General features: G+C 54.1%; 11 protein-coding genes. 9 read left to right on the top strand and 2 right to left on the bottom strand.

All coding sequences use genetic code 11. The features are described 5' to 3' along the window. Nucleotides 1-40 precede the first annotated feature (40 nt). Nucleotides 41-1,255 (bottom strand): putative Ig domain-containing protein, encoded by a 1,215-nt coding sequence (locus tag ACYSMN_RS13940; RefSeq protein WP_488924505.1) that lies wholly within the window; start codon nucleotides 1,253-1,255, stop codon nucleotides 41-43. 718 nt (nucleotides 1,256-1,973) lie between these two features. Here ACYSMN_RS13940 and ACYSMN_RS13945 point away from each other — a divergent pair. Continuing rightward, entirely contained in the window at nucleotides 1,974-2,447 is a 474-nt protein-coding gene (locus ACYSMN_RS13945; protein ID WP_488924506.1) for an energy transducer TonB, read from the top strand. A 239-nt stretch (nucleotides 2,448-2,686) separates the two neighbouring features. Next, on the top strand, nucleotides 2,687-5,680 hold the full coding sequence (locus ACYSMN_RS13950; RefSeq protein WP_488924507.1) for a TonB-dependent receptor: 2,994 nt from the start codon (nucleotides 2,687-2,689) through the stop codon (nucleotides 5,678-5,680). A gap of 173 nt (nucleotides 5,681-5,853) precedes the next feature. On the opposite strand, the gene ACYSMN_RS13955 is transcribed toward ACYSMN_RS13950, so the two are convergent. Next, on the bottom strand, nucleotides 5,854-6,861 hold the full coding sequence (locus tag ACYSMN_RS13955) for an OmpA family protein (RefSeq protein ID WP_488924508.1): 1,008 nt from the start codon (nucleotides 6,859-6,861) through the stop codon (nucleotides 5,854-5,856). Nucleotides 6,862-7,037: 176 nt separating this feature from the next. On the opposite strand from ACYSMN_RS13955, the gene ACYSMN_RS13960 reads away from it, so the two are divergent. The 7 genes from ACYSMN_RS13960 to ACYSMN_RS13990 all read left to right on the top strand — a co-directional run bounded on the left by ACYSMN_RS13960 (nucleotide 7,038) and on the right by ACYSMN_RS13990 (nucleotide 13,739). Then, nucleotides 7,038-8,090 (top strand): class I fructose-bisphosphate aldolase, encoded by a 1,053-nt coding sequence (locus ACYSMN_RS13960; RefSeq protein WP_488924509.1) that lies wholly within the window; start codon nucleotides 7,038-7,040, stop codon nucleotides 8,088-8,090. 109 nt (nucleotides 8,091-8,199) lie between these two features. Further along, the gene (gene accD / locus ACYSMN_RS13965; RefSeq protein ID WP_488924510.1) at nucleotides 8,200-9,096 is read left to right on the top strand and encodes an acetyl-CoA carboxylase, carboxyltransferase subunit beta; all 897 of its coding nucleotides are present in this window, start codon (nucleotides 8,200-8,202) and stop codon (nucleotides 9,094-9,096) included. A 199-nt stretch (nucleotides 9,097-9,295) separates the two neighbouring features. After that, nucleotides 9,296-10,042 carry a YiaD family glycine zipper/OmpA-like lipoprotein gene (locus ACYSMN_RS13970; protein WP_488924511.1) on the top strand — a complete coding sequence of 249 codons (747 nt, stop codon included), beginning with the start codon at nucleotides 9,296-9,298 and terminating at the stop codon, nucleotides 10,040-10,042. A 373-nt stretch (nucleotides 10,043-10,415) separates the two neighbouring features. Next, entirely contained in the window at nucleotides 10,416-11,132 is a 717-nt protein-coding gene (locus ACYSMN_RS13975) for a YiaD family glycine zipper/OmpA-like lipoprotein (RefSeq protein ID WP_488924512.1), read from the top strand. A gap of 159 nt (nucleotides 11,133-11,291) precedes the next feature. Beyond that, the gene (locus ACYSMN_RS13980; RefSeq protein WP_488924513.1) at nucleotides 11,292-12,062 is read left to right on the top strand and encodes an endonuclease III domain-containing protein; all 771 of its coding nucleotides are present in this window, start codon (nucleotides 11,292-11,294) and stop codon (nucleotides 12,060-12,062) included. 88 nt (nucleotides 12,063-12,150) lie between these two features. Next, nucleotides 12,151-13,131, top strand: a complete 981-nt coding sequence (locus ACYSMN_RS13985; protein WP_488924514.1) for a radical SAM protein — start codon at nucleotides 12,151-12,153, stop codon at nucleotides 13,129-13,131. Nucleotides 13,132-13,226: 95 nt separating this feature from the next. Continuing rightward, entirely contained in the window at nucleotides 13,227-13,739 is a 513-nt protein-coding gene (locus ACYSMN_RS13990) for a gamma carbonic anhydrase family protein (RefSeq protein WP_488924515.1), read from the top strand. The last annotated feature ends 82 nt before the right edge of the window (nucleotides 13,740-13,821 follow it).

Here is a 13,821-nt window from a genome sequence, read left to right on the forward strand (position 1 = left end):
TCAGGTGACTGCTGTAGCAACTAATAAATGCGCTGTGACTCTATTCGCGCAGCAGCCGGAAAACATACTTACCGTTGTTGGAGCGAGCGAAATAGGCACCCGCGGCCACAGTGGCTGCCGGGCGCCATTCCACGTTCCCATCAGAGCGGCTCATGAGCGTAGTCACTACACGGCCTAGGCCATCGATGATAGTAACCGGCTGTACAGCAGCAGTGGGCAGTTGAAACTGCACTCGCTCAGTGAAGGGCATGGGGTAAGCCGCTAAAACCACCGCGCGGCTAGACGAAGTAGCTAAGGTCCGGGCGGGTACTATAAAAGAGATAGTACGAACCTCGGAGCCATTTATCGGGCAGCCATTGTCGGCTACTGTTACGGTGAAGGTATAACGGCCTGGCTGAATATTCGCAGGTACTTGCCAGCTTAAAACACCTTGGTTGATGCCTTGCGTCTGGAAGGAGGCACCAGGAACCGTGGCCGCTACGTCGCTGCTGAGTCGTATTATCTGGCCAGCGTCTTGGTCGGCGGCGGTGAGGGTAAGGGAAACTAATTGACCAGGCTGGGCTACAATAGCTTGGTCGATGGGTTGGGGAGCAGAAGTTCCCGTTAACGTAAGGTTGGTGAAGCTGGGGTTACGGTTGCCGTCACCATTGAACACGGAATAAACAACATCACGGGTTACACTGCCTATCTGCGTCCAGGTACCATTCACCCGGCGGTACTCATCTACCCGCACCGCTACCACGTTGTCGCCAACTTGTAGCACCGGAGTAGTGAGCAAATCTCCAGTAGCGGCATTCAATTCAAATTGTGGCACCGCTACACCATTGTTGGCCCGGAAAGACAAAAGGGGAAGACTGGTCGAAAACTGACCAGCTAGGTAAGATGCCGTTTGTCCATTAACAGGATCCTGAAACTGCCCACCAGGGTAATTGCTGTAGAGCGCAGGAAAAGGGCAACCAACAGTAGGGGTGGGCAGAATAGCACTGGTAAGAGGCTCCACTGAGCGATACACCAAAGAGTCGCCATCGGGCTCGAAGGTGCTGAAGCTGTAGCGGTACGGTTGGCTAGCACACACGTAAGGCAGTGTAAATGAAGTAAAGCGGGGCGAAGAGTTAGTTAGGCCACTGGAGTTATCTAAAAAAGCCTTGAGGTACATGGTATAGGCATCCCCGTTTCCATTGCCGAGGTTGCTGCCACTGGAACGGTTTTCAGAATTGACTATAAGTGTCCATTGACCGGGAAGCAGCGTTACCACGCCTTCAAATTGCGATATTCTATAGGATCGGCTGCCTACGCACCTTAGCTGTCTGGCAACCACTGAAGTTCGGTTGAGACTAGCAACAAAACTGCCTGAGGCAGGATTCGCGCAGCCATTTAGGTTGCATTGCAAAAAGGCAGTATCCCCGAAATCAGGTACGCCTTCAGGCTCCCGGCCATACAAACGGGCAACAACACGATACTGTGAAGTGGATCCTTCAATGTAAGTGTAGGTCAAGTCGCCGCCTATTGCGTGTGAAGCGGTAGCTATTTGCCTACTTCCTGTTAGAAGGGCTACTATCAGAAAAAGACGGAAGTAAAGAAATGAGCGCATAAGAGGAAATGAATGAACGTGTGAAGAATAATGATAGTAGCAAAAAATGTTCCTCAAAGCTTAGTAACCAGAATTTTATAACACAACTCTTGCCGAAGCCTAAGGCACAGGTACATATGCTTCGTGGGCTAGATAGTCGCGCTGTCAGCTTGCAAGAGGCTAAGACACACAAAGAAAATTTGAGGGATAGCCGGTCTGTATGAAGAATACGTCATATATTGTTCGAAACTAACACCTTTAGGCTGTAGAATATCCCTATGGCCTATTCCATTTGAAATATTTGAATATGGTTCGAGTTTTACTGCTGATGTTGTTTACTTCACTAAGTTGCTCCTTTACTGCCGAGGCGCAAAAACTACGAACCAGTAAATGGGAAAGTGGAATGGTGGAGAAGAACGAAAAGGTTGGTGAGTGGGAATACTATAGCTATGCTGCCAATGGCGAGCAAATCTTAGCGCAGAAATACGACCATACCACTGGTCAGATGACCTACTTCCGCCCCGATGGAAAGGAATATCTAGCCGAAATACAGCCAGGAGTGTGGGAGAAGACTTTGCTTAGCCAGCCGCCTTGGTGTATAGGGGGCCACGATGCTTTAGCCAATTATATGGTCAAGCTTAATTATCCGGCGCAGGCGCAAAACCGCAACGTACAGGGCAAAGTGGTAGTGAGCTTTCTAGTAGATACGTTGGGCAACATCTCCAACCATAAAGTGGTGCAAGGCATCGGCAGCGGCTGCGACGAAGAGGCGTTGCGTGTGTCCCGTACCGTGGAAGCCAAATGGACCCCCGGCCGCATTGGCTCCCGCGCTGTTCCGGTGATATACGAGCTGCCTTTTACTTTCCGGCTCAGATAAGTAAAGTTCGTGGCGGGAGAAATCACTTAGGTGAAGCCCAGGATGTTAGCTGCCTGAACGTCAATAATTCAGCTTGAGCTACATTTTGCTTCTGCCACCACCTGCATTATTACTTTTTTCACAGTAGCTTCATTTTTCACAAATCGTCCTTAGCCGTGCTTCTGGTCAATTCTAAATAGAAGACACCGCTACGAAATCAAGCTTTTTACATTTCAACTTTCCACTTCTCTTTTTTGCGTATGAAAAAGCTGTTACTCTTCATGTTGCTGCTCCTTACGGGGTTAGCCTCAAGAGCCCAAACTGACGCCGACAAAATCTCCGTGTCGGGTCACGTGCTGGATAGTAAAGGAGAGAATATTCCGGGCGCCACTGTATTGGAACGCGGCAGCACCAATGGCACCGCTACCAACAGCGAAGGCCGGTTTGTACTCAAGGTTTCGCCTAACTCCACGCTCACTTTCTCCGCCATAGGCTTCGTGCCCCAACAGGTACCGGTACAAGGCCGCACCGACATAGAAGTGAAGCTGGAAGTGAGCAGCACCGACCTCAACGAAATTGTTGTAACCGGCTCACGCGCTACCGAAGGCCGCTCCAACATCCTCACCACTTCGCCGGTCGATGTAATATCACCCCGCGAGATTCGCGCTTTCGCCCAAACCGATGTTTCGCAGGTACTGAGCTTTACGGCACCATCATTCCAGTCCGCCCGCCAAACCATTTCCGATGGTACGGACCACATCGACCCAGCCAGCTTGCGCGGCCTGGGCCCCGATCAGGTGCTGGTGCTTGTGAACGGTAAACGCCGTCATACGTCCTCACTGGTCAACATCAACGGTACCGTAGGCCGCGGCTCGGTAGGAACCGATTTGAACGTGATTCCGCCCGCCGCTATCAAACGTATCGAAGTGCTGCGCGATGGTGCCGCCGCGCAATACGGCTCCGATGCTATTGCGGGCGTTATCAATATTCAGCTCAAAGACGACTCTACAGGGGTAAACGTGAGCAGCACCGCGGGCCAGACTTACGAAGGCGACGGAGATTTATTTCAGGCGGATGCCAACGTTGGTATTGGTCTCGGCGGCCGCGGTTTTATTGATGTAAGCGGCCAGTTCCTGAATCGTGGCTACACCAACCGCAGTGGGGTAGATACGGCTCCGCTAATTTACCTGGGTGACAATGGCGGCAACTACCCTAGCAAGCCCAACCCAGTTTGGATGCCAGGTGATCCTTCTACAGGCCCCAACGCCGTACCTCGCACAGTACCCCTCTCTAGTGACGAACGCGCGGCGTTAAAAGAACGGGATGATCAATTGGTAAGTGAGCGAGGCTATGATCGTCGCAACTTACGCTTTGGCAATTCGCAGGCGCGTAACTACAGTGGCTTTGTCAATGCAGCCTTCACACTGGTTCCCGCCCGAAGCCTCGAAGTGTACATTGCTGGTGGTGTAACGCAGCGCGAAGGTAAAGCGGCTGGCTTCGCGCGCTTGCCGGGCCGGTATAGCCAGCAGACGGACAGTACTTTGTATCCTAACGGCTTCTTGCCGTTCATTGAGCCTGTCATCAAAGACCGTTCGCTCATTGCGGGCGTGCGTGGAGTAGTAGCAGGCTTCAATTTCGACCTAAGCAACACTTACGGCAGCAACAGCCTCGAATATAACGTCACGAACTCGCTGAATGCTTCGCTGCCAACCGGCACCAGCCAGACCGAGTTTTACGCTGGCAAAATTTATTTCCGTCAAAACACCGTCAACCTAAACTTTGCGCGCAAGCTGATGAACGTGCCAGCCGTCAGCACCTTGAACGTAGCGTTTGGTGGCGAGTTCCGCGACGATAACTTTCAGATTGAAGCGGGTGAGCTTGCCTCGTATGAGCGCGGAAACCGTACCGTGCAGACTGGCGTGACATGGTCCAACACTCGCCAAGTGACAGCGGCTAATGGTCCCGGCTTACCAGGTGCGCAGGTATTTCCAGGCTACCAGCCCGGCGACGAGCTTGATAGATCCCGTACCAACGTAGCGGGCTACCTTGATTTGGAAAGCGACATCACGGAGAAACTTTTGGTTGGTTTGGCAGGCCGCGCCGAAAACTACAGCGACTTTGGCTCAAACGTGAGCGGTAAGGCTTCGCTGCGGTTTAGCATCCTCAACGATCTGGCCGTGCGCGGTACGGTCGGTAATGGTTTCCGGGCTCCTTCGCTGCAACAGCGCTATTTTACTAGCTCCAGCACCCAATTCGTGCAGGGTAACCCGCAAACGGTACTCACGGCCAACAACGAAAGCACTGTAGTAGAAGCGTTCGGAGTGGGCTCGCTGAAACAGGAAAAATCTGTCAACTACAGTGTGGGTATTACCGCTCGCGTGGCTAGCACGGCTACTTTGACGGTTGATGCTTATCAAATTGATATCAATGACCGAATTGTGCTATCATCACAGTTTAGCAGAGGCGATGGTAACCCGGCTGTAGCAGCAGTGGTCAATGGTATTCTAGGTCCTAATACTCCTCCCGGCCCCAACGCTGGTATCGGTATCGTACAGTTCTTTGCCAACGCTGTAGATACTCGCACGCGTGGTATTGACGTAGTCCTAAACAATAGATTTGCTATTGGTGAGAAAAGCCGGTTGAATGTGACAGCAGCAGCTAACTTCACTGAGACTAAAGTGCAGAACGTCAATATTCCTAGCACACTTGTCGGCAATGATGCGGTGCGTAATATTTTCTTTGACCGCCAGCAGCGCGGACGGTTAGAGAACGCACAGCCGCGTACCAAAATAATTTTGAGCGCCAACTACACGATTGGCAAGCTAGGGTTGGATGTGCGGACCGTGCGCTTCGGTGAAGTAACGTACCGCGATGCTCGCCTTGATGCCCCCACGACTTTCAATGGTGGCTTCCTATTTTCGTCTATCGACCAAACGTTTGCGGCCAAATGGGTAACGGATGCTACAATCAGCTTTCAGGTCCTGAAACAGTTGAGTATATCAGTTGGTGCCAATAACTTGTTTGACGTATATCCTGATAAATACCGCGTCAATCCGCGTAACGACCCAAACAACTTCAATCAACCACCTCTTAACGCGCAAGGTGGCATTGATCAAAGTCGCACTGACCTGAGCTACGTATCAAACCTCGACAACACCAACCGGGGCCGGACGCTCTACAATCCCAACCAATTCGGCTTCAACGGCGGCTTCTACTTCGCTCGTCTGAATGTGACCCTACCAACCACCAGATAAGCGGTACTTTTTGCCAACACAACACGATAAAGCAAAGCCGGCCCCATAAGGCCGGCTTTGTTATGTCAGGTAGTTGGCGCCAGTAACCAAGCAGAGAGCATTCAACGAAACTAGTCAGGTCAGACCATCATCCACGCCCCAACGCCCTACAGCCAAGGTCTCTATCCTGCCCTCTACTTACTTGTCACCGAATTGCTGTCCAGAATCTTGAGCAGCTCATTCAGTTTAGGCGTCAGAATGATTTCGGTACGACGGTTCAATGCCTTGTTGGAAGGAGAGTCGTTTTGAACTACGGGCACGTATTGCGAGCGGCCCGACGCCGTGACGCGCTCCGGCTGCACGCCGCCCGTGGTGAGCAGACGCGCAATTTCGGTGGCACGGAGCACGCTTAGGTCCCAATTGTCCTGCATGGCGGCGGTAGGACGGCTGAAGGCGACGTTATCGGTGTGGCCTTCGACTACCACGTTTACGTCGGGCTGGGTTTTAAGCACGGCGGCCAGCTGCTTCAGCGCCTCTTGTCCTTTAGGATCTACTTTGGTGGAGCCGGTTTTGAAGAGCAGCTGCTCGGAGAGCGATACGTACACTTTGCCATCCTTCATCTTCACCTGCAAATCGGTGCCCTGAAAGCCGCGCAACGCATTGGCTACGCTGGCGCGCAGGTCGTTTACGGCCTTGTCTTTTTCAGCCAGGGCTTTTTCCAGTTCGGCCAGCTTGGCTTCGCGGGTTTTGAGGTCCGCATTGAGCCGGTCGATGTCGGCGCGGGTTTTTCGCAGCGACACGTCCAGGTCGCCTAATTCGGCTTCGCGGCGGGCTAGGTCCTGAGCCACCTTGTTGTAGTCGGATGATTTATTGGCCAATTCTCGGTCCGAGTTTTTGAGCAGCTTGTCGTAGCTGTCGGTGAGCTGAGTGTAGAGCTGGCGGGTGCGGCGCAGGGCATTGCCCGTCTGGGCCGAGTCATCAACGAGGCGACGGTTGGCTAGGCGCATTTCGGCCAGCTCGTCGGTGGCTTTTTTCAACTCCGCCACGGCGGTGCGCTGCTGCCGTTCCGCATCCGCTTTGCCCAGCTCCGTCGATGCCTGGCGGGCTTTTAAGTCATCGTACTTCTTGGAAGCCACGCAACCCGGCAGCACGAAGGCAGCCGCCAAGGCCAGCATGGGAAAATAGTAAACAGTTTTTTTCACAAGATACAGCAGTTGAAAAGGCAAGGTTTGGGTCGTCGGGCCAATTGCCCGCAATATCCCACGGCAAGGTACTCAGCAATAGGCCCACGTCCCAGCGCTGGCCCCGGAAGCAAGGGAATTTCGCCCTATATTTGGCCCGCCAATCCGGCCCGATTTACCACGTAACCACCCAACCAATGGCTTCCATCACGGCCCACCTCAATGCCGAATCTCAGGCATTGCTTCAGCACGAGTGTAAAACCATTAGTAAGGACCTGCTGCACCTGCCCGGCCCCGATTTTCTGGACCGTTGCTTCGTGCCTTCCAACCGGACGCCGCAAGTGCTGCGAAGCCTGGGGCAGCTATACAATCACGGCCGACTGGCGGGCACGGGCTACCTGAGCATTCTGCCCGTCGACCAAGGCATTGAGCACACGGCGGGTTCGTCTTTCGGCCCAAATCCGATGTACTTCGACCCCGAAAATATCATCAAGCTGGCGGTAGAAGGTGGTTGCAACGCGGTAGCTACTACGTTTGGTACGTTCGGCACGGTAGCGCGCAAGTATGCCCACAAGATTCCGTTCCTGGTCAAAATCAACCACAACGAGCTGCTGACCTATCCCAATAAGTTCGACCAAATTCTGTTTGGCTCGGTAGAGGAAGCTTGGAACCTGGGGGCTACAGCGGTGGGCGCTACCATCTATTTTGGCTCTGAAGAATCGAACCGCCAGATCATAGAAGTGAGCCAGGCGTTTGAGCGGGCGCACGAGCTGGGCATGGCGACGGTGCTGTGGTGCTACACGCGTAACAATGCCTTCAAGACTGCCGACAAAGACTACCACGTAGCCGCCGACCTTACGGGCCAGGCCAACCACCTTGGCGTTACTATTCAGGCCGACATCATCAAGCAGAAGCTGCCGGAAAACAACGGCGGTTTCTCTACCTTGAAGTTCGGCAAGACCCACAAGGCCATGTACGAAACGCTGGCCACCGACCATCCCGTCGACCTGACGCGCTACCAAGTAGCCAATTGCTACATGGGCCGCATCGGACTCATCAACTCGGGTGGTGAAAGCCTCGGCGCCGGCGACCGGGACGCGGCCATCAAAACGGCCATTATCAACAAGCGCGCCGGCGGGCAAGGTCTCATTTCGGGCCGTAAAGCTTTTCAGCGCCCCTTCGCCGAAGGCGTGGAACTGCTCAACACCATCCAGGACGTGTACCTGGACGACAGCATCACGCTGGCGTAATTTGAATGAAGAGTTAGGAATCAGGAATGAAGAATTTTTTAGTTCTTATTCTTCACTCATCTCGGGTCTAATTCTTCATTCCTCATTCTCAATTCCTAATTCAGTAAGAATGTCTTGGTTTAAGCGCGTAGAGAAGGGCATCGTCACGCCGACGGAGCAGAAGAAGGAGACGCCGGACGGGCTGTGGCACAAGTGCCCGGAGTGCAAAGTGGTAGCCACAATGGCGGAGCATAAGCGCCTGCTATTTACCTGCGGCAACTGCAACCACCACGAGCGGATTGACGCGGCCGACTACTTCGACATCCTCTTCGACGAAGGCCGGTACACGGAACTCGATGCCGACATGCACTCCGATGACCCGCTGCACTTTGTGGACACCAAAGCCTATCCGCAGCGCGTGGCGGCCACCGAAAAAACCACTGGCCTACGCGATGCCGTGCGGACCGCGCACGGGCAGTCCAACGGCCAGGGTTTAGTGGTAGCGGCTATGGATTTTCGTTTCATCGGCGGCTCCATGGGTTCGGTGGTAGGGGAGAAGATTGCCCGTGCCATCGACTACGCCCGTCAGCAGCGCCTGCCGTTTCTGATGATTTCGCGCTCCGGCGGGGCGAGAATGATGGAAGCCGGCTTTTCGTTGATGCAGATGGCAAAAACGTCGGCTAAGCTGGCACTGCTCTCGGAAGCTGGGGTGCCCTACATTTCACTTCTAACCGACCCCACCACAGGCGGCGTAACGGCTTCGTTTGCCATGCTCGGCGATTTCAACATTGCTGAACCAGGCGCGTTGATTGGCTTTGCCGGACCGCGCGTTATCAAAGAAACTATTGGTAAAGACTTGCCCAAAGGCTTTCAAAGCGCGGAATTTGTGTTGGAGCACGGCTTCCTCGATTTCATCGTAGATCGTAAGCAACTCAAGCACCAACTCTCTGATTTGCTGGCCATGCTGCGGCCCGCCGAGGAAGCTACTGTGGTGCCCGTAGCCAAAGCAACCCAGCGCACACACTAAATCCGGCACGCTTGTTGGAAAAGCCTGTTCCGTGCAGTAAATCTGTACGGAACGGGCTTTTTAGTTTTGCGCGTGAAATGTTGCTCAACGCTCTTTTGCGTATTGTAAAAGAACTATGTTCGGCAAACATTTTACGGGTAACAGCAGTAAAGCACGACCAAACCCCAACTGGAATCTCTCATTCCCTAAGTACATCCCAATGAAAACTCCTAAGTCGTTTCTCTCTTTTTTCATGGCGCTGACGCTGCTCCTTGGCTCGTGCGCCACTTCACAAACCCGCAACCCCAACATTCCGGACGCGCCTGATACTAATGGTACCGGCCCCCGCAAAACCGGTATGAGCAAAACCGCGAAGGGCGGCCTGATCGGTGCTGGCGGTGGCGCCGTGGTAGGTGGGGTGCTCGGCCGCGTAATTGGTGGTAAAAATGGTACCGCTGCCGGCGCCATCATTGGTGCTGCCGTGGGTGGCACGGGTGGTGCGCTCATCGGCCGCAAAATGGACAAGCAAGCCGAAGATCTGCAGCGCGATATGCAGAACGCCAAGGTAGAACGCGTAGGGGAAGGCATCAAAATCACCTTCGACTCGGGCATTCTCTTCGACGTCAATAGCGCCACCTTACGTGCCGCTTCGCAGTCGGAAATCCAGAAGATGGCGGCGGTTCTGCAGAAGTACCCCGACACCAACGTCCTCATAGAAGGCCACACCGACAATACGGGCTCCGACGCTATCAACAACCCGCTTTCGCAGCGCCGGGCGCAAGCCGTGGCTGACTACACGGTTGCCCAAGGCGTGGACGCCTCGCGCGTAACGAGCCAGGGTTACGGCTCGGCGCAGCCTGTCGCCGATAACACCACCGCGGAAGGCAAGCAAGCTAACCGTCGGGTAGAAATTGCCATTTACGCCAACGAGAGAATGAAGAAAGCTGCCGAGGCTGGTCGCCTGTAATCCTTCTTGATCTTAGAAAAAAGACCGTACGGACAGTGCGGTCTTTTTTTGTGCGTAATTTAGAGCAAGCTCAACGATTGCCAAGGCACGGAACCTTTGGTGCGAGAAAGTTTTTTCTTAGGTCAGTATCCAGATAAAATGCAGCGCATCAAGGTTTTTTATAAAACGTGAGATGCTGAAAAAATGCATTTGAAATGAAATAAGCTCGATTTTCAATAATTTTCGGCAGCTTGTACCGTTTTTGGCAAGGTGGTTGCAAATTACCTTATCACAGACTGGTCACCGCTCTTATAAATAATTGTAAGGCCGGTGTAGTGTTAGCCCAAACTGTTCTTTTTTTACCAACTCCGAAACTCCTTAAACTTTTTCACTCATGAAAAACCTCCGTTCATTTTTCGCCCTGATGATGGCCATGCTGTTGCTTGGCACGGGTACTCTGCAAGCCCAGGATGAGGGCACCACAACTACCACTAAGAAGCCTTGGAGCAAAACTGCCAAGGGTGCTGTAATTGGTGGTTTGGGTGGTGCTGCCGGTGGCGCTATTCTCGGCCGCGTAATTGGTGGTAAGTCGGGCACGGCCAAAGGTGCCATCATTGGTGCTGCCGTAGGTGGCGCGGGCGGTGCTCTAATTGGCCGCCGTATGGACAAGCAAGCGGCTGAATTGAAGAAAGAAATGGCTGGCGCTAAAGTGGAGCGCGTAGGGGAAGGCATCAAAATTACCTTCGACTCGGGCCTGTTGTTTGCCAAGAACTCTTCTTCGCTGACCTCGGCCGCGCAAGCCAACATCCAAGACCTGGCTAAGACCCTCATCAAGTACGGCGACACCAACGTTATCGTAGAAGGCCACACCGATAATACTGGTACCGACGCCATCAACGAGCCGCTCTCGCAGCGCCGCGCTCAGGCTGTAGCCAACTACGCTCAGCAGCAAGGGGTAGATGCTTCGCGCTTCACGGTGAATGGTTACGGCTCGCGCCAGCCCGTTGCCGACAACTCGACCGAAGCCGGCCGTACTGCCAACCGTCGTGTGGAAGTAGCCATCTTCGCTAACGAGAAGCTGAAGAAAGCTGCTGAAAAAGGCACCATCTAAGCTTCACGCTGAATCATCACATAATTGAAACCGGTGGTGCCTTTTGGTGCCGCCGGTTTTTCATTTTCTGCGACCTGCGGTGGGCGCAGGCAAGTGCGCTGGACCGGGATTGAAAGCGGCTAGTGCAACCCAGAGCCAAGCCGAGCGGTACACCCTGGTATGCTACTTACTACCGCCACCTATGATTCGCCGCCGGCTGAGAAGAGCTGGCAAGACCATCTTATTCTAAACGAATTCTACGACCCACTGTCGTTGGAGCAGCCGCGCCGCTCGCCTATGCGGGAGCTGATTTCCACTATTCTCTCGCACCGCACTACGCACGCCGACGAAGAACTGGCCTACGACCGTATGCTGGAAGCTTTTGGCGACTGGGCCGGCGTGCTGGCCGCACCTACGACCGAACTAGCCCACGCCATCCGTACCACCCGCTGGCCCGATACGCAGGCGCCGCGCATCCAGGAAGTGCTGCGCCGTATTTTGGCCGAACGGGGCGAGTACGCCCTCGATTTCTTGGAAGAATGGCCCGTGGAGCAGGGTTTGAAATGGCTGACTGATATGCCGGGCATTGGTCTGAAAACGGCTTCGTTGGTGCTGCTCTTCAACTTCCGCAAGCCAGTATTGCCCATCGATACGCACGTACACCGTATTGCGCAACGCGTGGGAATGATAGGCCCCAAAGCCTCCGCCGACAAAGCTCACCAAGTGCTCCTGGAACAACTGCCCAAGGATCCGCTGGTGCTGTTCAATTTTCACAAACATAATTATTGGCACGGCCAGCGCGTATGTTTGTTCACGAAGCCGGACTGTGCCCGCTGCCCGTTGAAAGGCTTCTGCAACTACTATCTGGAACATTACGGCCCCGCTACCCAGGAAGCCCTAGCCGCCACTCCCACTAAGTGGGACAAAGCCTGGGGCACCCTCCCGCATTGAGGCTGTTGGTTTTGTTGAGGGCGTAAGTGGTAAGACTAGCCATGAAAAGAACGTACTTGCGGTAGCATACCAACAACCCATAACCTCAATGCGCTTAGTTCGTCATCCGGTGTTGTGCAATTACTACGTCACGTACCGGTGTAATGCGCGTTGCTCGTTCTGCGATATCTGGGAGAAACCATCACCTTACATCCAGCTAGCGGACGTAGAGCGCAACTTACGTGACCTGAAGAAGCTCGGTGTATCGGTAGTGGACTTTACCGGTGGCGAGCCGCTGCTGCACCGGCAGATTCACGAGTTTGTAGGGCTGGCGCACAATATGGGCTTCATCACGACGCTCACCACTAATTGCCTGCTCTATCCCAAATACGCCGAGAAGCTGCGGGGCAAGGTGGATATGCTGCACTTCTCGCTCGATGCTTCGGAAAAAGAAGTGCACGACAAAGGCCGGGGCGTAGCTTGCTACGATTTCGTGCTGGAAAGCATCCGGGTGGCGCGCGAGCTAGGGGAGCGGCCGGACATTCTGTTTACCGTCTTCCGCGAGAACCTGTCCGACCTCGAAGCTGTATACCGCGACATCGCGCAGCCCAACGGCTTAGTGCTAATTCTTAACCCAGCCTTCGAGTACAACAGCGTGGAAACTGGCGAGCAACTGACCCGCGAGGAGCTAGATTATGTGTCGGCATTTGGCAAGCGCCGGGGCGTGTACCTCAATGACGCCTTCATTCAGCTCCGCCGCGACGGTGGCAACCACGTGGCCGCACCAGTTTGCCGGGCCGCCAGTACCACGCTCGTCATTTCGCCTAGTAATGAGTTGGTGCTGCCATGCTATCATCTTGGCGAGAAGAAGTTTCCCATCAATAGCCAGTTATTCGACCTGTACAACTCAGCAGAAGTGCAGCAACTCGCCGCCCTAGAAGGCCGCCTGCCTCAGTGCGAAGGCTGCACCATCAATTGCTACATGCAGCCTAGCTTTGCCGTAGAAACCAGCAAGTACTTTTGGCAGGCGCTGCCGAGCACGCTCAAGTATAACTGGGAGAAAGGCACCTGGAAGCGGATGCTCCAGTAGTTTCCTTCACTTTGTCACTGGGCGTCACCCGGAACTTCCTCTTTTCAATAGCCAACTGAGCGCGCAGCCGACGCTTCGTTCCACCATTCCGTAATATGCCTGCACTCATTCTGCCCGTTCAGGGCAAGCTGCCCCAATTCGGCCCCGACTGTTTTCTAGCCGACAACGCCACCATCGTAGGCGACGTGACGCTGGGCCGGGAGTGTACCGTGTGGTTCAATACCGTGATTCGCGGCGACGTAAATAGCATTCGCATCGGCGACAAAACCAACATTCAGGATGGCGCCGTTTTGCACTGCACGTACCAGAAGGCTGCTACTACTATCGGCTCGCGTGTTAGCATTGGGCACAAGGCCATCGTGCACGGATGTACCGTGGAAGATGACGTGCTCATTGGGATGGGCGCCATCGTGATGGACCACGCTGTGGTAGGAGCGGGCTGCATTATTGCGGCTGGGGCCGTGATACTAGAAAACACGCAGTGTGAGCCTGGTTTCCTTTATGCCGGTGTACCCGCCCGCCGCATCAAGCCCGTAAGTGAGGAGCAGCACGCCAACATGCTGCGCACCGCTGACAATTATGTGCTGTATGCTAGTTGGTTGAAGTAACAAATCCCATTAATCGACACAAAAACGAGCCTGCATATAGTACAGGCTCGTTTAGCTTTCAGTGTTGAAGGAAACGGAATTA

Source organism: Hymenobacter sp. M1-2, from assembly GCF_057808495.1.